Origin of the sequence: Streptomyces sp. CWNU-52B (genome assembly GCF_047444975.1) — a bacterium.
GTDB lineage: Bacteria > Actinomycetota > Actinomycetes > Streptomycetales > Streptomycetaceae > Streptomyces.
Map to the genome: position 1 here is coordinate 23,819 of NZ_JBLFJV010000007.1, position 15,297 is coordinate 39,115.

The 15,297-nt window shown below is 69.9% G+C and carries 13 protein-coding genes; 3 read left to right on the top strand and 10 right to left on the bottom strand.

Annotation, left to right across the window (positions count from 1 at the left end; translation table 11 throughout):
* Positions 1 to 25: 25 nt before the first annotated feature.
* Positions 26 to 1,426, top strand: coding sequence for a two-component system sensor histidine kinase CseC (gene cseC / locus ACLVWQ_RS09610; RefSeq protein ID WP_414107867.1), 1,401 nt, complete (start codon positions 26 to 28; stop codon positions 1,424 to 1,426).
* A 373-nt stretch (positions 1,427 to 1,799) separates the two neighbouring features.
* Here the strand turns inward: cseC and ACLVWQ_RS09615 are convergent, their stop codons facing one another.
* Positions 1,800 to 3,401 carry an MDR family MFS transporter gene (locus ACLVWQ_RS09615; protein WP_414107869.1) on the bottom strand — a complete coding sequence of 534 codons (1,602 nt, stop codon included), beginning with the start codon at positions 3,399 to 3,401 and terminating at the stop codon, positions 1,800 to 1,802.
* A 235-nt stretch (positions 3,402 to 3,636) separates the two neighbouring features.
* Here ACLVWQ_RS09615 and ACLVWQ_RS09620 point away from each other — a divergent pair, with 235 nt between their 5' ends.
* Positions 3,637 to 4,221 carry a TetR/AcrR family transcriptional regulator gene (locus tag ACLVWQ_RS09620; RefSeq protein WP_414107871.1) on the top strand — a complete coding sequence of 195 codons (585 nt, stop codon included), beginning with the start codon at positions 3,637 to 3,639 and terminating at the stop codon, positions 4,219 to 4,221.
* A 9-nt stretch (positions 4,222 to 4,230) separates the two neighbouring features.
* Here the strand turns inward: ACLVWQ_RS09620 and ACLVWQ_RS09625 are convergent, their stop codons facing one another.
* The 3 genes from ACLVWQ_RS09625 to ACLVWQ_RS09635 form a co-directional block, all read right to left on the bottom strand.
* Positions 4,231 to 4,917 (bottom strand): M23 family metallopeptidase, encoded by a 687-nt coding sequence (locus tag ACLVWQ_RS09625; protein ID WP_414107872.1) that lies wholly within the window; start codon positions 4,915 to 4,917, stop codon positions 4,231 to 4,233.
* A 425-nt stretch (positions 4,918 to 5,342) separates the two neighbouring features.
* The gene (locus tag ACLVWQ_RS09630; RefSeq protein ID WP_414107874.1) at positions 5,343 to 6,971 is read right to left on the bottom strand and encodes a carboxylesterase/lipase family protein; all 1,629 of its coding nucleotides are present in this window, start codon (positions 6,969 to 6,971) and stop codon (positions 5,343 to 5,345) included.
* 641 nt (positions 6,972 to 7,612) lie between these two features.
* Positions 7,613 to 10,141 carry an ATP-dependent Clp protease ATP-binding subunit gene (locus ACLVWQ_RS09635; protein WP_414107876.1) on the bottom strand — a complete coding sequence of 843 codons (2,529 nt, stop codon included), beginning with the start codon at positions 10,139 to 10,141 and terminating at the stop codon, positions 7,613 to 7,615.
* 439 nt (positions 10,142 to 10,580) lie between these two features.
* Here ACLVWQ_RS09635 and ACLVWQ_RS09640 point away from each other — a divergent pair, with 439 nt between their 5' ends.
* On the top strand, positions 10,581 to 11,390 hold the full coding sequence (locus ACLVWQ_RS09640; RefSeq protein ID WP_414107877.1) for an SCO3374 family protein: 810 nt from the start codon (positions 10,581 to 10,583) through the stop codon (positions 11,388 to 11,390).
* On the opposite strand, the gene ACLVWQ_RS09645 is transcribed toward ACLVWQ_RS09640, so the two are convergent.
* The 6 genes from ACLVWQ_RS09645 to ACLVWQ_RS09670 form a co-directional block, all read right to left on the bottom strand.
* Positions 11,369 to 11,704, bottom strand: a complete 336-nt coding sequence (locus ACLVWQ_RS09645) for a histone-like nucleoid-structuring protein Lsr2 (RefSeq protein WP_414107878.1) — start codon at positions 11,702 to 11,704, stop codon at positions 11,369 to 11,371. The genes ACLVWQ_RS09640 and ACLVWQ_RS09645 overlap by 22 nt on opposite strands.
* A gap of 249 nt (positions 11,705 to 11,953) precedes the next feature.
* A complete protein-coding gene (locus ACLVWQ_RS09650) occupies positions 11,954 to 12,493 on the bottom strand; it encodes an amino-acid N-acetyltransferase (RefSeq protein ID WP_414107879.1) in 540 nt (179 codons plus the stop codon).
* Positions 12,494 to 12,503: 10 nt separating this feature from the next.
* A complete protein-coding gene (locus tag ACLVWQ_RS09655; protein WP_414107880.1) occupies positions 12,504 to 12,917 on the bottom strand; it encodes a BlaI/MecI/CopY family transcriptional regulator in 414 nt (137 codons plus the stop codon).
* Between the two features lie 156 nt (positions 12,918 to 13,073).
* The gene (locus ACLVWQ_RS09660) at positions 13,074 to 13,253 is read right to left on the bottom strand and encodes a hypothetical protein (RefSeq protein ID WP_414107881.1); all 180 of its coding nucleotides are present in this window, start codon (positions 13,251 to 13,253) and stop codon (positions 13,074 to 13,076) included.
* A 73-nt stretch (positions 13,254 to 13,326) separates the two neighbouring features.
* A complete protein-coding gene (locus ACLVWQ_RS09665) occupies positions 13,327 to 14,025 on the bottom strand; it encodes a hypothetical protein (protein WP_414108093.1) in 699 nt (232 codons plus the stop codon).
* A gap of 472 nt (positions 14,026 to 14,497) precedes the next feature.
* Complete coding sequence (locus ACLVWQ_RS09670; protein ID WP_414107882.1) at positions 14,498 to 15,295, bottom strand: type III pantothenate kinase; 798 nt, start codon at positions 15,293 to 15,295, stop codon at positions 14,498 to 14,500.
* Between the last annotated feature and the right edge of the window lie 2 nt (positions 15,296 to 15,297).

Consider the following 15,297-nt stretch of genomic DNA (forward strand, 5'->3'; position numbering starts at 1 on the left):
CCGGGCGGGCGGAGCGGAGCGGACGATGCGGGACGCAGACGGACACCGTCGGGCCGGTGAGGTGGGTCAGGTCGGTCAGGTCGACGAGGTGGGCAGGGCCGGGCCGCGTGAGAGATTCGGGCATCTGATGCCGCGTACGGGGATCCGGTGGAAGCTCAGTGCCGCGATCGCCGCGGTCGGAGCGCTGGTGGCCGTCGCGCTGAGCCTCGTCGTACACAACGCCGCCAGGGTCTCGATGCTCGACAACGCGCGCGACCTGTCGGACGAACGCGTCCAGATCGCGCAGCGGAACTACGAGGCGTCCGGGCGGCCGAACTTCCCCGGCGTCAAGATCGACGACCCCGAGCTGCCGAAGGACCTGCTGGCGAAGGCCAAGTCCGGGCGCCGGGCGACCTATGTCACGGAGCACTCCGACGACGTGCCCGACATCTGGGCCGCCGTGCCGCTCAAGGACGGCCGGATCCTGTCGCTGCACACGAACTTCACCGACCGCAGCACGACCGTCCTCAAGGACCTCGACGAGGCGCTGCTCATCGGCTCGATCGCGGTCGTCTTCGGCGGCTGCGCGCTCGGCGTGCTCATCGGCGGCCAGTTGTCACGGCGGCTGCGCAAGGCGGCCACGGCCGCCCGGCGGGTCGCGCAGGGCGAGCCGGACGTGCGGGTGCGGGACTCCATCGGCGGGGTCGTGCGCGACGAGACGGACGATCTGGCGCGGGCCGTGGACGCGATGGCCGACGCGTTGCAGCAGCGCATCGAGGCCGAGCGGCGGGTGACCGCCGACATCGCGCACGAGCTGCGTACGCCGGTGACCGGGCTGCTCACCGCGGCCGAGCTGCTGCCGCCGGGGCGTCCGACGGAACTCGTACGGGACCGGGCGCAGGCCATGCGTCAGCTGGTCGAGGACGTGCTGGAGGTGGCCCGGCTGGACAGCGCGTCCGAGCGGGCCGAGCTGCAGGACATCGTGCTGGGCGAGTTCGTGAGCCGGCGGGTGATCGCGCGGGACCCGGAGAGCGTCGTACGGGTGGTGCACGAGTCGGCGGTCACCACCGATCCGCGGCGGCTGGAGCGGGTGCTCATCAATCTGCTGGTCAACGCCGCCAAGCACGGCAAGCCGCCGATCGAGGTCACCGTGGAGGGGCGGGTCATCCGGGTCCGCGACCACGGGCCCGGCTTCCCGGACGCGCTGCTCGCGGAGGGGCCGAGCCGGTTCCGCACCGGGAGCAGTGACCGTGCGGGGCACGGGCACGGGCTGGGCCTCACGATCGCCGCGGGGCAGGCGCGGGTGCTGGGGGCACGGCTCACGTTCCGGAACGTACGGGCGCCGGGTGCGCCGTCCGGCGCGCCGGCGGAGGGGGCGGTGGCGGTCCTGTGGCTCCCGGAACACGCACCCACGAACACAGGCAGCTACCCAATGATGCCAACCTGACCAACCAGCCTCACCCGTCCCCGGGAGCTACCGCCCCCGAAAAGCCGGGGCGCAGCCCCGCTTTTCAGGGGCGCGGGGAACGGCGCGCTCAACCACACACAACCCGCACCCGACAAACGGCCCGCCTCCAAGGGGCGCGAGGAACAGCGCGACCAGCCACACCCGACCCGCACCCGACAAACGGCCCGCTTTCAAGGGGCGCGGGGAACTGCGCACCCAGCCCCCACCCACCCGCACCCCGCATCCCGCATCCCGCCCCCGCCCCACCCCCGAAGGGCACAGCCGACGAAAAAGGCCCCCAGTCTCGGACACCGTCCGAAACCAGGGGCCCTGGGGCCAGGGTCGGGCAGACCCAGGCGGCCTCTGCAACCGCCTACTTCACACCCACGGCGTCCCCAGCCGTATCCCCGGCCGGCTTCTCCCCAGCACCACCGCCGGAGGCCCCCCGCAGGGGAACCTCCTTCACGAACAACGCCCCAGCCAACGCCACCACCGCGACAACCGCCCCCAGCAGGAACGCGGAGTGCGTCCCGGACGCCACCGCGTGCTGGTACGCCTCCCGCGCCGCCACCGGCAACTTCGCCAGACTCGCCGCGTCAAGCTGCGCCGACTGCTCGGTCACCTTGGACCCCAGCGCCCCGGCCCGCTCGGTCATCACGTCCTGGACGCGGTGGTTGAACAGCGCCCCCATGATGGCGACACCGAAGGACGAGCCGAGCGTACGGAACAGCGTGGTGCTGGACGACGCGACGCCCATGTCCTTCATCTCGACGCTGTTCTGCGAGACGAGCATCGTGATCTGCATCAGACAGCCCATGCCCGCACCGACCACGGCCATGTACACACCGGACGTCAGCCGCGACGTGTCGGTGTCCATCAGCGACAGCAGGTACAGCCCGACGACCATCAGCGCACTGCCCACGATCGGGAAGGCCTTGTAGCGCCCGGTGTTGGTGGTCACCCGTCCCGCGACCATCGAGGTCACGAGCATCGCGCCGAGCATCGGCAGCAGCAGCAGACCCGAGTTGGTCGCGGACGCGCCCTGCACGGACTGCTGGTAGAGCGGCAGGAACAGCACCGCGCCGAACATCACGAACCCGGCGACGAAGCCGACGAGCGACATCAGCGTGAAGTTGCGGCTGCGGAAGATGTGCAGCGGCATGATCGGCGCGGCGGCCTTGGTCTGCACGAACAGGAAGCCGATGAGCGCGGCGACGCCGATCCCGATCAGCTCCATGATCCTGGCGGAGCCCCAGGCGTACTCGGTCCCGCCCCAGGTGGTGACGAGCACGATCGAGGTGATGCCCACGGTGAGCAGCCCGGCGCCCAGGTAGTCGATCCGCGCGTCCACCCGCTTCTTGGGCAGGTGCAGTACGGCGCTGATGGCGATCAGCGCTATGGCACCGAGCGGCAGGTTGATGTAGAAGGACCAGCGCCAGCCCCAGTGGTCGGTGATGGTGCCGCCGACCAGCGGTCCGCCGATCATGGCGAGGGCCATCACGCCGGCGATCATGCCCTGGTACTTGCCCCGCTCCCGCGGCGGGATCAGGTCACCGATGATCGCCATGACGCCGACCATCAGACCACCCGCACCGAGGCCCTGGACCGCGCGGAACCCGATGAGCTGGCCCATGTCCTGGGCCATTCCGCTCAGCGCCGACCCGATCAGGAAGAGCACGATCGACGTCATGAAGACGCCCTTGCGCCCGTACATGTCGCCGAGCTTGCCCCAGATCGGGGTGGAGGCGGCGGTCGCGAGCGTGTAGGCGGTGACGACCCACGACAGGTGTTCGAGGCCGCCCAGCTCGCCCACGATCGTCGGCATCGCGGTGCCGATGATCATGTTGTCGAGCATCGCGAGCAACATCGCGATCATCAGCGCGAGCAGGACGACCCGTACGCTCCTGGGCTGCTTCCCCCCGTCCGCGACGTCCACGGCGTCCACGACGTCCGCGGGCGCCTCTGGCCCGTCCACATCCACATCCGCATCCACTGTTCCAGCCGCCCCGGCCGGCTCGGCCGTTTCGGCCTTCCTGGCCGTCCTGGTGTCCGCCACTCTGCCCACTCCCCTGTGGTACCCGCATTGCTACTTACTTGCCGACCGGCAAGTTGGCTACACTGGGGAAAGTAGACCCGTAACTAGCCGGGCGTCAAGTAAGTTTTTCTTTGCCCATGCCACGGGCGTGCGACCAGGACGAAGGGCGGCCACGATGGACGGCAGCAGCAGGCAGCGGAGGCGCGGGGACACCCGCCAGCGCATCCAGGACGTGGCTGTCGAGCTCTTCGCCGAGCAGGGCTACGAGAAGACCTCCCTGCGCGAGATCGCCGAACGGCTGGACGTCACGAAGGCGGCCCTCTACTACCACTTCAAGACCAAGGAAGACATCCTCATCAGCCTCTTCGAGGACCTGACGAGGCCGATGGACGAGCTGATCGAGTGGGGCAAGGCCCAGCCGCACACCCTCGCCACCAAGCAGGAGATGCTGCACCGGTACAGCATGGCCCTCAACGACGCGGCCGTCCTCTTCCGCTTCATGCAGGAGAACCAGGCGACGGTCCGCGAGCTGAGCGTCGGCGAGTCCTTCAAGGGCCGCATGATCAAGATGCTGGACATCATCAAGGACCCGGACGCCCCGCTGACCGACCAGGTCCGGTGCGTGAGCGCCCTGTTCACCATGCACGCCGGGATGTTCGCCCTCAAGGACGTCGAAGGCGACCCCGAGGACAAGCGGAAAGCCGTCCTGGAGGTCGCCATCGAGCTGGTCACGCGAGCGCACTCGGGCACGCACGAGTAGCAGTAGCGGTCAGAGGTTCAGGCCCTTGGAGTGCAGGAAGGCCACCGGGTCGACCGCCGTGCCGTAGTTGGCCGACGTACGGATCTCGAAGTGCAGGTGCGGCCCGCTGGAGTTGCCGGTGTTGCCGGACCGCGCGATCGCCTGGCCGGTCTTGACGACCTGGCCGGGCTTCACGTCCACGCGGGACAGGTGCGCGTACTGCGAGTACGTACCGTTGCCGTGCTTGATCACGACGGCGTTGCCGTACGCGGGACCGTCGCCGGCGCCGTTGCCGCCGGTCTTCACGACGGTGCCGCCGTGGGCGGCGACGACCTGGGTGCCGGTGGAGACGGCGAAGTCCTGGCCCGAGTGGGTGGACGACCACAGCTTGCCGGCCTGGGCGAAGCCCGCGGAAAGCTTGTACTTCTTGACCGGATCGACCCAGGAGGCGGCCTTCTTCGCCGCAGTCGGCTCGGCCGCGGTCTTCTTCGCGGCCTCCTTGCTCTTCGACTGGGCGGCCTTGGCCTGGACGTCGGCCTGCTGCTGCACGGAGACAGCAGCCGCGCCGGGCAGGGCGACGGGGCTCGACTGATCGTCGGCGGCGACCGCGACCCCGGCTCCGACGGCGGCCGTGACTCCCAGGCCGAGGGCCAGGGAGGCCGCCCTGGCGCGGAGCTGGGACGTGCCGGGGATGCGGGACTTGGTGCGCTGCGACATGGGGACTTACCTCCGGGGGGACGGACATCGGGCCACCCGGCACGCTGACGATGCGCCGGGCGGAGTCATCCCTTGGTAACCCGGACCCCCACCATCCCCCAAAACCCCCATCTACGACCCCAAGTCGTACTTGAGGACGTAACTTCCGACTCCTTGACACATCAGCCGTCCAGCACGGAATTCTTCCTGTTTTTCACAAGAAGTCCCGTTTACTCCCACTTCAGGCAGGCCCTCCCCCGCCCTGACCCCACCTCGCCGGCCCCGCCGTCAGCCCCGGGGGACTCCAGTCCCACCCCCAGGGTCAAAGGTCCTTTTTGTCCACCTGGCGTTCCCCACTATCCCTCCTAGTAGGGGCGAAAACGCCTGTGCCTCATGTCACCGGGGCCAAGATCCACGGGTCGCCGGATGTGACCGGCGCTACAGCCTCACACCGGTCCGACCAGCGGCAGCGCCCCGAAGACGTGCTCCCGCCACAGCGCCCGTGACACCGCCTCGGGGTACGCGGTCACGGTCGACCGCGCGTCGAAGAGCCGCACCAGCCGCCGCTCGACGTCGTACGCGGGCCACCCCGGCCCCTCCCCCGCCGCGAACCCGGTCCACGCGGACCGGAACAGCCCCGACAGCTCCTCCGCCGCCGCCGGCGGCGCCTCGCCCAGCAGCAGCGCGGGCAGCCCGCCGTCGAGGTTCCCGAAGACAAGCGGCACGTCCAGCCCGTGGCAGGCCCCGAGCGTCCCGCCCATGCCGGGCGCCTCCCAGGCGAGCTCGTAGAAGTGGACGCGGCCGCCGCCCGCGATCTGGGCCTCGGCCAGATGCAGTGACGGCATACGGAACAGCCAGTCGGAGTGGACCAGCTCGTACAGCCCCTCCGGGTCCTGGCCGGGAACGGCGTCCCGGTACGCCTTGCCACCACCAGCACCGTCCGCGCCACCGGCACCGTCCGCGCCATCTGCGCCCTCTGCGCCCTCTGCGCCATCGGGCGAGAACGTCCGCAGCGCCCGCGCCGCCCGGTCCTCCGTCACCTCGCCCAGCGTTCCGTCGAGCGCCATGAAGAGCCGGTACTCGTCCCGCGTGTGGCCCGCCACCAGCTCGACGCCCCGGGCCGCCCCGGCGGCGAGCGCCGCCCAGGGCGCGACCGGCAGCACCTCGCCGTCCACCACGGGTGCCAGCGGGATCGAGGTGTGCGCGAGCGCTCCCCACCGCTGCTCGTAGCGCCCCATCCGCGCCCCTACGGCGTCCCCCGCCGCGGGCAGCCGCTCCGGCGCCACCGTGCCCAGGTCCGCCGCCGTCGGCCGCAGCCCCAGCTCCGCCGCGAACTCACCTGCGATGTCCGCGGCCAGCGCGGCCGAGAAGAACGTACCGGGCACGCTCTGCGCGATCGCCCGCCCGAAGAGCCCCGCCGCGCGTGGCATCGCGAGCAGCGCGGCGAGCGAACCCGCGCCCGCCGACTGGCCGAAGACCGTGACACGGTCCGGATCGCCGCCGAAGGCACGGATGTTGTCCCGCACCCAGGCGAGGGCGGCGACCTGGTCGAGGAGTCCTCGGTTGGCCGGGGCGCCCTCGATGAGCGCGAACCCCTCGATCCCGACCCGGTAGTTGAGCGTCACCACGACGACACCGCCCTCCCGTGCCAGCCGGGCGCCGTCGTACTCGGGCAGGCCGGACATGCCGATGACGTACGCGCCGCCGTGCAGCCACACCATCACCGGCAGCCCGGCACCGGGATCGGAATCGGGACCGGGACCGGGACCGGGACCGGGTGTCCAGACGTTGAGTGTCAGCCAGTTCCCGTCGTCCTCGCCGGCGCCCGTCCGCGCCAGCGCGTCCATGCCGAACGCCGCGGACTGCGGAGGCGGCGGCCCGTACCGTGTCGCGTCCCGTACGCCGTCCCAGGACCGCACGGGGCGCGGTGCCCCGAACCGCAGCGGTCCGACGGGTGGTTCGGCGAAGGGGACACCCCGGAACACCGCCGCACCCGCCGCCCCTTCCGTGCCCGGCAGCGCCTCGCCCCGCACCACCCCCGCCTCCGTACGGACCTCAGGTCGTTCGGCATCCATCGCGGCTCCCTCCGGGGACAGTTCGGGACACCGCGGATCCTCCCGCCGAACCGGTCCACGGGGCCACCGCATTTCGCGCCTCGGCGGATACCGCGGCCGCCGTCGTCGCCCGCCTTCCCGAGGACGACCCGTAGACCCGTACCGCACGGCGCATTCGCCGGGACATCCGCGGACGCCGCGCCCTGTGGATTCCCTTTCGTCGCTCCGGCGGCTCAGGCATCCGGAAATCAGCGGCAGTCCGTACGTCGAGGATCTGGGCCCGTCGGCCGGGCTTCCGCTGGAATGGCTGCCGTCGAGCCTTGCGCGGGGCCTGGAAAGGCCGGAAGACCGCGAAGAGGTCGCGTCGCCACCGGAGTTGACGGAGCCGCGCCTCGACCGGAACACGCCTTCCCTGGACCGAGGGCCCCGTTCTGCCGCGCGTCACGTTCCCGCGGTTCAACGAATTCGCCGGATTCGAAGGCCCGGTCACATTCGTACGCGCCCCGGAGACACCGTTCTCCAAGGGCCGGTCCCGTAATCCCGCACCTCGGCGACAACTCGGCGCCAACCCCGGTGTCCCAGCATGCTGATGGGGCCGGTGCTCGAAAGCACCGGCCCCATCAGCCGCTCAAAGAGCGGTCGTTCTCAGGCGGACCCGAGGGTCACGCCTCCTTGCTCAGGTTGGGGCCTGCCCCACCGGCCGCCTGCTCGATCGGCGGGACGTCCGGCAGCGCGGACTTCTCCTCGCCGCGGAAGGTGAAGGTCTTGGTCTCACCCTCGCCCTCGGTGCCGACGACCACGATGTGACCGGGGCGCAGCTCGCCGAAGAGGATCTTCTCCGAGAGCGTGTCCTCGATCTCGCGCTGGATGGTGCGACGCAGCGGACGCGCACCCAGCACCGGGTCGTAACCCTTCTTGGACAGCAGCTCCTTGGCGGACTGGGAGAGCTCGATGCCCATGTCCCGGTCCTTGAGGCGCTCGTCGACCTTGCCGATCATCAGGTCGACGATCGTGAGGATGTCGTCCTGGGTGAGCTGCGGGAAGACGACCACGTCGTCGACGCGGTTGAGGAACTCGGGCCGGAAGTGCTGCTTGAGCTCGTCCGAGACCTTGTTCTTCATGCGCTCGTAGTTGGTCTTCTTGTCGCCCGAGGCCGCGAAGCCCAGGTTGAAGCCCTTGGAGATGTCCCGGGTGCCGAGGTTGGTCGTCATGATGATGACCGTGTTCTTGAAGTCCACGACCCGGCCCTGGGAGTCGGTCAGACGACCGTCCTCCAGGATCTGCAGCAGCGAGTTGAAGATGTCCGGGTGGGCCTTCTCGACCTCGTCGAACAGGACCACCGAGAACGGCTTGCGGCGGACCTTCTCGGTGAGCTGACCGCCCTCTTCGTACCCCACGTAGCCGGGGGGCGAGCCGAAGAGGCGCGAGACCGTGTGCTTCTCGCTGAACTCCGACATGTCGAGGGAGATCAGTGCGTCCTCGTCGCCGAAGAGGAACTCGGCGAGCGCCTTGGACAGCTCCGTCTTACCGACGCCGGACGGGCCCGCGAAGATGAACGAGCCGCCGGGACGCTTCGGGTCCTTGAGCCCGGCGCGCGTACGACGGATCGCCTTCGACAGCGCCTTGACGGCGTCGATCTGGCCGATGACCCGCTTGTGGAGCTCGTCCTCCATGCGCAGCAGACGCGAGGACTCCTCCTCGGTCAGCTTGAAGACCGGGATGCCGGTGGCGGTCGCGAGGACCTCGGCGATCAGCTCGCCGTCGACCTCCGCGACGACGTCCATGTCGCCGGCCTTCCACTCCTTCTCGCGCTTGGCCTTGGCGGCCAGGAGCTGCTTCTCCTTGTCGCGCAGCGAGGCGGCCTTCTCGAAGTCCTGCGAGTCGATCGCGGACTCCTTGTCGCGACGCACGCCGGCGATCTTCTCGTCGAACTCGCGCAGGTCCGGCGGCGCGGTCATCCGGCGGATACGCATCCGGGAGCCGGCCTCGTCGATCAGGTCGATCGCCTTGTCCGGCAGGAAGCGGTCCGAGATGTACCGGTCGGCGAGCGTCGCCGCCTGCACCAGGGCCTCGTCCGTGATGGACACGCGGTGGTGCGCCTCGTAGCGGTCGCGCAGGCCCTTGAGGATCTCGATGGTGTGCGGCAGCGACGGCTCCGCGACCTGGATGGGCTGGAAGCGGCGCTCGAGCGCGGCGTCCTTCTCCAGGTGCTTGCGGTATTCGTCGAGCGTCGTGGCACCGATGGTCTGCAGCTCACCGCGGGCGAGCATCGGCTTCAGGATGCTCGCGGCGTCGATGGCGCCCTCGGCGGCACCCGCACCGACCAGCGTGTGCAGCTCGTCGATGAACAGGATGATGTCGCCGCGGGTGCGGATCTCCTTGAGGACCTTCTTCAGCCGCTCCTCGAAGTCACCGCGGTAGCGGGAGCCGGCGACCAGCGCGCCGAGGTCCAGGGTGTAGAGGTGCTTGTCCTTGAGGGTCTCGGGCACCTCGCCCTTGACGATGGCCTGGGCGAGCCCCTCGACGACGGCGGTCTTGCCGACGCCGGGCTCACCGATCAGGACCGGGTTGTTCTTCGTGCGGCGGGACAGCACCTGCATGACCCGCTCGATCTCCTTCTCGCGCCCGATGACCGGGTCGAGCTTGGACTCACGAGCGGCCTGGGTGAGGTTCCGGCCGAACTGGTCGAGGACCAGGGACGTCGAGGGCGTGCCCTCGGCAGGACCGCCACTGGCGCCGGCGGTCTCCTTGCCCTGGTAGCCGGAGAGCAGCTGGATGACCTGCTGCCGCACCCGGTTGAGATCGGCACCCAGCTTGACCAGGACCTGGGCGGCGACGCCCTCGCCCTCACGGATCAGGCCGAGCAGGATGTGCTCCGTGCCGATGTAGTTGTGACCCAGCTGAAGGGCCTCGCGGAGCGAGAGCTCCAGGACCTTCTTGGCACGAGGGGTGAAGGGGATGTGCCCGGACGGGGCCTGCTGGCCCTGCCCGATGATCTCCTCCACCTGCTGGCGGACCGCCTCGAGCGAAATCCCGAGGCTCTCCAGGGCCTTAGCGGCGACACCCTCACCCTCATGGATCAGGCCCAGGAGGATGTGCTCGGTGCCGATGTAGTTGTGGTTGAGCATCCGGGCTTCTTCCTGAGCCAGGACGACAACCCGCCGCGCGCGGTCGGTGAACCTCTCGAACATCGTTAATCGCTCCTCAGAGCGGTCAGGCAGTAAGGGGACGCTCCCCTCCCTGTCCTTCCGCAGCTTAGTCCCGCAAGCGGGGACCGCTCATTCCAACTGCCGACACCGGACCGAAACCAGCACTGCCTTCTGACTCCGAACGCCGACATCTCTCCAACCTGATGGTGCGAGACGATGTTCCCGCAGGCCAGACAGATACCCCCACCATCTGTACGCCGATGGCGAACGTGAGATGCCCGAGCCATGCGTGTCGCCCCTCCCACTAGGGATGTCTTACCCGTACGCACGGACACTCCATGCCGAGCGCGCCGGTTCCCTCCGCTACGGGCGAACACCCTTGCGTCGCCGGCCGCCCCCGGACGCCCTCTTTCCCGGCCACCCTTCGCGCACGCCGGACCACCCAGCGTAACTCGAACGCCCTTCTGGCGGTTGGCCTTGCATGGTCCCCACAGTCCCCTTCCCTCGCCGGCCGGCCGGCGCCCACGGCCCACACGTCACTCCGTACGGCACGCGGTACAGCACTCGGTACGGCACGATCCGGCACTGGTACGAGAACGAACTGGGGTGGGCGACGGTGCCCGGCACCCCCGTGCACCTGCTGACGGGGCTGCGCTTCGACGTCCTGGAGGTGCCCGCGGAGGCGGGGTACGCGGCGCTGCGGCACCTGGGTCCGGGCTCTCCGGTGGCCGTGCGGGCGGACCGGATGCGGCTGTTCGTCGCCGCGGGGAGCGCGGAGGAGCTGCCGGGGCTGCTCGACTGGCTGGAGTGGGGCTCTGTGGCGCTGGACCTGAGGGCGACCGGCTCGGGCGGGCGCGTCGAGGCGCCACTGCCGCCGGGCCCGGTCCGCGGGAGCCGCGGTGACGTCCGCCTGACGGGGGACGCGGGTGACGCGGATGTCGTGGACGACGAGGGTACGGACGCAGGAACAGAGGTGGGGGAGATGCTGCGGGCTGGAACGGGAACGGGGACGAGAGTGGGGGCGGGGACGCGGTCCGGCCCGTGGAGAAGGGCCCGGCCGCAGGGCACGGCCCCCGTGAGCACCCCTGCCACCGCCTCGCAGGGGGCCGCCGTCTGGCTGCGGCCCCCTGAGCTCGGCTGCGAGGTGGAGTCGTCGCTGCCGACGCTGTCGGCCCTTGACGGGGGCGGTGGGGGCGCCCCCGATCTCGTACGACTCGTGGAGACGATGGCGAACGAGTGCCACCGCATCCGGCTGCGCCACTGCTGTGCTCAGCCGTTGGCCTTCTCGTAGGCCTCACGAATGGACGCCGGAACGCGGCCGCGGTCGTTGACCTCGTAGCCGTTGCCCTTCGCCCAGGCGCGGATCTGCGCGGTGTCCTGGCTGCCGCCCGAAGCCGCGCGCGCCTTTCCACGGCCGCCCGAGGCACGGCCTCCGGTACGACGACCACCCTTGACATAGGGCTCGAGAAGTCCACGGAGCTTGTCCGCATTGGCAGTCGTGAGGTCGATCTCGTACGTCTTGCCGTCCAACGCGAACGTCACGGTCTCGTCCGCTTCGCCGCCGTCGAGGTCATCGACAAGAAGGACCTGAACCTTCTGTGCCACCGGATTTCCTTTCATCGATATCTTCAGGGCCGAGGGTCCACGGCGGCTGCCGCAGTTTCGTGTCCCCTGTTATATGCACTACTGCAGTACGTCGGAAAGCAAACCGCTTTTGCTGAGAAAACACAAACCCTCGGGAGAGACCGGCGGACCCGAGAAGCCCGAAAACGTGCGCGTTTCGGACATAGGACCCCTGGGCATGGGCCGACGAGCCAGTGCCGGAGGTATGTCCGGAGTATTACGCGGAGGCGATCACAGATGCAGAAGCATCCGGCTGTTGCCCAAGGTGTTCGGCTTCACTCGTTCGAGCCCCAGGAACTCGGCCACGCCCTCGTCATAGGAACGCAACAGCTCGGCGTAGACATCGGTGTCAACAGGCGTCTCACCGATCTCCACGAAGCCGTGCTTCGCGAAGAAGTCCACTTCGAAGGTCAGGCAGAATACCCGGCGAACACCGAGCCAGCGGGCCGTCTCCAGCAACTTCCCCAGCAACTGATGGCCGACGCCTGAGCCCTTCATCACGGGGTTCACCGCGAGAGTACGGACTTCCGCGAGGTCTTCCCACATGACGTGCAGAGCGCCGCAGCCCACGACCTCCGAACTCGATCCGGTGCCGCGTTCCGCCACCCAGAACTCCTGGATGTCCTCGTAAAGCGTGACCGTCGCTTTGTCGAGCAGGATGCGGCCGCGGACGTAGGAGTCAAGGAGGCTGCGAACCGCCGGGACATCGCTGGTCCTGGCCCGGCGGACGGTGAGGGCATTAGTACTGACTTCGGGCTGCTCTGCTGGCATGTCCGGGACGCTATCGCCCGGTCTCGCCCTCGGCGGCGGCGGGGTTCTGCGCGGCGGGCGTTTCCGGCCCTTGGACGATACGCACGGCATCGCGCAGCGCTTCGCGCTCTTCCGGGGACATCATGCCGAAGAAGGCGACGAGAGCGGCGGCCGGGTTGTCGCTCTGGGACCAGGCCTCGTTCATCAGCGCGGCGGCGTAGGCGGCGCGGGTGGAGACCGCCTCATATCGATAGGCCCGGCCTTCCGCCTCACGGCGCACCCAGCCCTTCTGATGAAGATTGTCCAGAACCGTCATCACCGTGGTGTAGGCGATGGACCGCTCCTGCTGAAGGTCTTCCAGGACTTCTCGTACGGTCACCGGGCGGTTCCACTTCCACACCCTCGTCATGACCGAGTCTTCGAGTTCTCCCAATGGGCGAGGCACAGTTCAGAACAATAGGGGGAGATGCGGCCGATCACGTGCTGGACGTGGCTTTGAGTGACAAACACCTACAAAAAGGGCGTACGACTCGAAAAGCTGATGAGTCGTACGCCGTGGAGGTGGCTACGGGCCGGGTCCGGACGGGGTCCGGTGCGGAGCTCAGGCCTCGGTGTCGCGGGGGGTCTGGCGGGTGTGCTCGGCGCGGGCGAGGACCGCGTCGACGGCCGCGTCCTCCTTGGCCTTGTTGGCGCCGCCCTGGGTCTTCACGATCGTCATGATCAGACCGACGAAGAACACGGCCATCACTACCGGGGGCACGAGCGCGGAGACGTATTCCATGCCGTCCAGAGTAGCCAGCGCGGCGGGGTGGACGGGGGCCGGGGTCGCGGACCGGGCGGGTCGCGGACCGGCGCTACACGGCGGCGAGCTGCCGTGCGGGGCTCGCGGGTGCCGCGGACGGTTTGCGCTTCGGCGGGAAGACCTCGCCCGGGGTGGGGATGGGGCGGTCCCGGCGCGGGGACCGCGGGGCGGGGCGGGAGGGGGGATCGCCGGCGGGCTTGTCCACGGGGTCCCTGCCGGGTTCCTCGGTGACGGCGGTCGCGGTGACCGCCGCGTCCGTAGCCGCCGGGGCCGGTGTGACCGGAGTGGCCGGGGCGACCGGGGCGAGGCCGCCGGGGAGGGCCGTCAGGCGCGTCGTACGGGCGCGGGTGCGGGTGCGTGAGGCGGGGACCGGGTGGAGGGCGAGTCGCATGCGCACGTCCTGTTCCGCGAGCGTGTGGCAACGGTCGAGCAGGGCGGCGGCGACGGGGTTGCCGCGCAGGGCTCGCAGGGCGGTGAGGTCGTCGGGGACCGGGTGGTAGCCGGCACCGAGGGCCTCCTCCAGGAGGGTCAGGAAGCCGGCCGCCGTGCCCGGCAGCGCGGCGCGGTAGCGGGCGAGGTCGGCCAGCAGGAAGGCGCGCAGCCGGACGCCCTCGCGGGCCGCCTCGTCGACGCTCTCCGCGAGGCGGAGGCAGTCCTGGACGTCCTGGGCCTGGGCGGGGGCGGGGCTGGGGTGGAGGGCGAGAGCGAGGGCGCGGCGGAGCACGCGCAGCTCCTCCGCGCCGAACGCCATGCCGCCGCGGGATCCGTAAGGCGTGGGCATGTTCGCGACGATACGCGCTAATCAGACAAAACCTACAGAGCGGGTGGCGTGTGGCGTGGCTTTAGTGTGCGGGTGCGATGGGGCTGGTCCGGTTGCGCAGTTCCCCGCGCCCCTGGGGTGCGTGAGGGTAGAGGTATGCGGTTCCTGCGGGTGCGTCGTGGCTGAGCGCGCCGTTCCCCGCGCCCCTGGGGTGCGTGGGGGTAGAGGTATGCGGTTCCTGCGGGTGCGTTGTCGCTGAGCGCGCCGTTCCCCGCGCCCCTGGGGTGCGTGGGGTGCGGGGATACGTGTTGCCTGCGGGTGCGTTGTCGCTGAGCGCGCCGGTCCCCGCGCCCCTGGGGTGCGTGGGGTGCGGGGATACGTGTTGCCTGCGGGTGCGTTGTCGTTGAGTGCGCTGGTCCCCGCGCCCCTGGGTGGGTGGGGTGCGGGGTGTTGTCCTGTGGGGCTATGTGCGGGAGATGTTTCTCTCGTAGACCAGGCGGAGGCCGATCAGGGTCAGCCATGGCTCGTGTTCGTCGATCACCGATGCCTCGCCCAGCACCATCGGTGCCAGGCCGCCCGTCGCGATGACCGTGACGTCGTCCGGGTCGTCGGCCAGTTCGCGGGCCATCCGGTTGACCACGCCGTCGACCTGGCCCGCGAAGCCGTAGACGATGCCGGACTGCATGGCCTCGACGGTGTTCTTGCCGATGACCGTGCGGGGCCGGGCGATCTCGATCTTGCGGAGCTGGGCGCCGCGGACGCCGAGCGCCTCGACGGAGATCTCGATGCCGGGCGCGATGACCCCACCGGCGTACTCCCCGCGAGCGGACACCGCGTCGAAGGTCGTCGCCGTACCGAAGTCGACGACGATGGCGGGGCCGCCGTAGAGCTCGACCGCCGCGACCGCGTTGATGATGCGGTCGGCGCCGACCTCCTTGGGGTTGTCCATCAGGATCGGGACGCCCGTCTTGATGCCCGGCTCGACGAGGACGGCGGGTACGTCGCCGTAGTAGCGGCGGGTCACCTCACGCAGCTCGTGCAGGACCGAGGGGACGGTCGAGCAGATCGCGATGCCGTCGATGCCGTCGCCCAGTTCGTCGCCGAGCAGCGGGTGCATGCCCATCAGGCCCTGGAGGAGCACGGCCAGTTCGTCCGCGGTGCGGCGCGCGTCCGTGGAGATGCGCCAGTGCTCGACGATGTCCTCCCCGTCGAAGAGCCCCAGAACGGTGTGCGTGTTGCCGACGTCGATCGTGAGCAGCATGC

What these genes read in the sequence shown, in the direction of transcription:
- cseC (WP_414107867.1), top strand. Translation starts at nt 26, where the DNA reads ATGCGGGACGCAGACGGACACCGTCGGGCCGGTGAGGTGGGTCAGGTC.
- ACLVWQ_RS09620 (WP_414107871.1), top strand. Translation starts at nt 3,637, where the DNA reads ATGGACGGCAGCAGCAGGCAGCGGAGGCGCGGGGACACCCGCCAGCGC.
- ACLVWQ_RS09625 (WP_414107872.1), bottom strand. Translation starts at nt 4,917, where the DNA reads ATGTCGCAGCGCACCAAGTCCCGCATCCCCGGCACGTCCCAGCTCCGC.
- ACLVWQ_RS09630 (WP_414107874.1), bottom strand. Translation starts at nt 6,971, where the DNA reads ATGGATGCCGAACGACCTGAGGTCCGTACGGAGGCGGGGGTGGTGCGG.
- ACLVWQ_RS09635 (WP_414107876.1), bottom strand. Translation starts at nt 10,141, where the DNA reads ATGTTCGAGAGGTTCACCGACCGCGCGCGGCGGGTTGTCGTCCTGGCT.
- ACLVWQ_RS09640 (WP_414107877.1), top strand. Translation starts at nt 10,581, where the DNA reads ATGGTCCCCACAGTCCCCTTCCCTCGCCGGCCGGCCGGCGCCCACGGC.
- ACLVWQ_RS09650 (WP_414107879.1), bottom strand. Translation starts at nt 12,493, where the DNA reads ATGCCAGCAGAGCAGCCCGAAGTCAGTACTAATGCCCTCACCGTCCGC.
- ACLVWQ_RS09660 (WP_414107881.1), bottom strand. Translation starts at nt 13,253, where the DNA reads ATGGAATACGTCTCCGCGCTCGTGCCCCCGGTAGTGATGGCCGTGTTC.
- ACLVWQ_RS09665 (WP_414108093.1), bottom strand. Translation starts at nt 14,025, where the DNA reads ATGGCGTTCGGCGCGGAGGAGCTGCGCGTGCTCCGCCGCGCCCTCGCT.
- ACLVWQ_RS09670 (WP_414107882.1), bottom strand. Translation starts at nt 15,295, where the DNA reads ATGCTGCTCACGATCGACGTCGGCAACACGCACACCGTTCTGGGGCTC.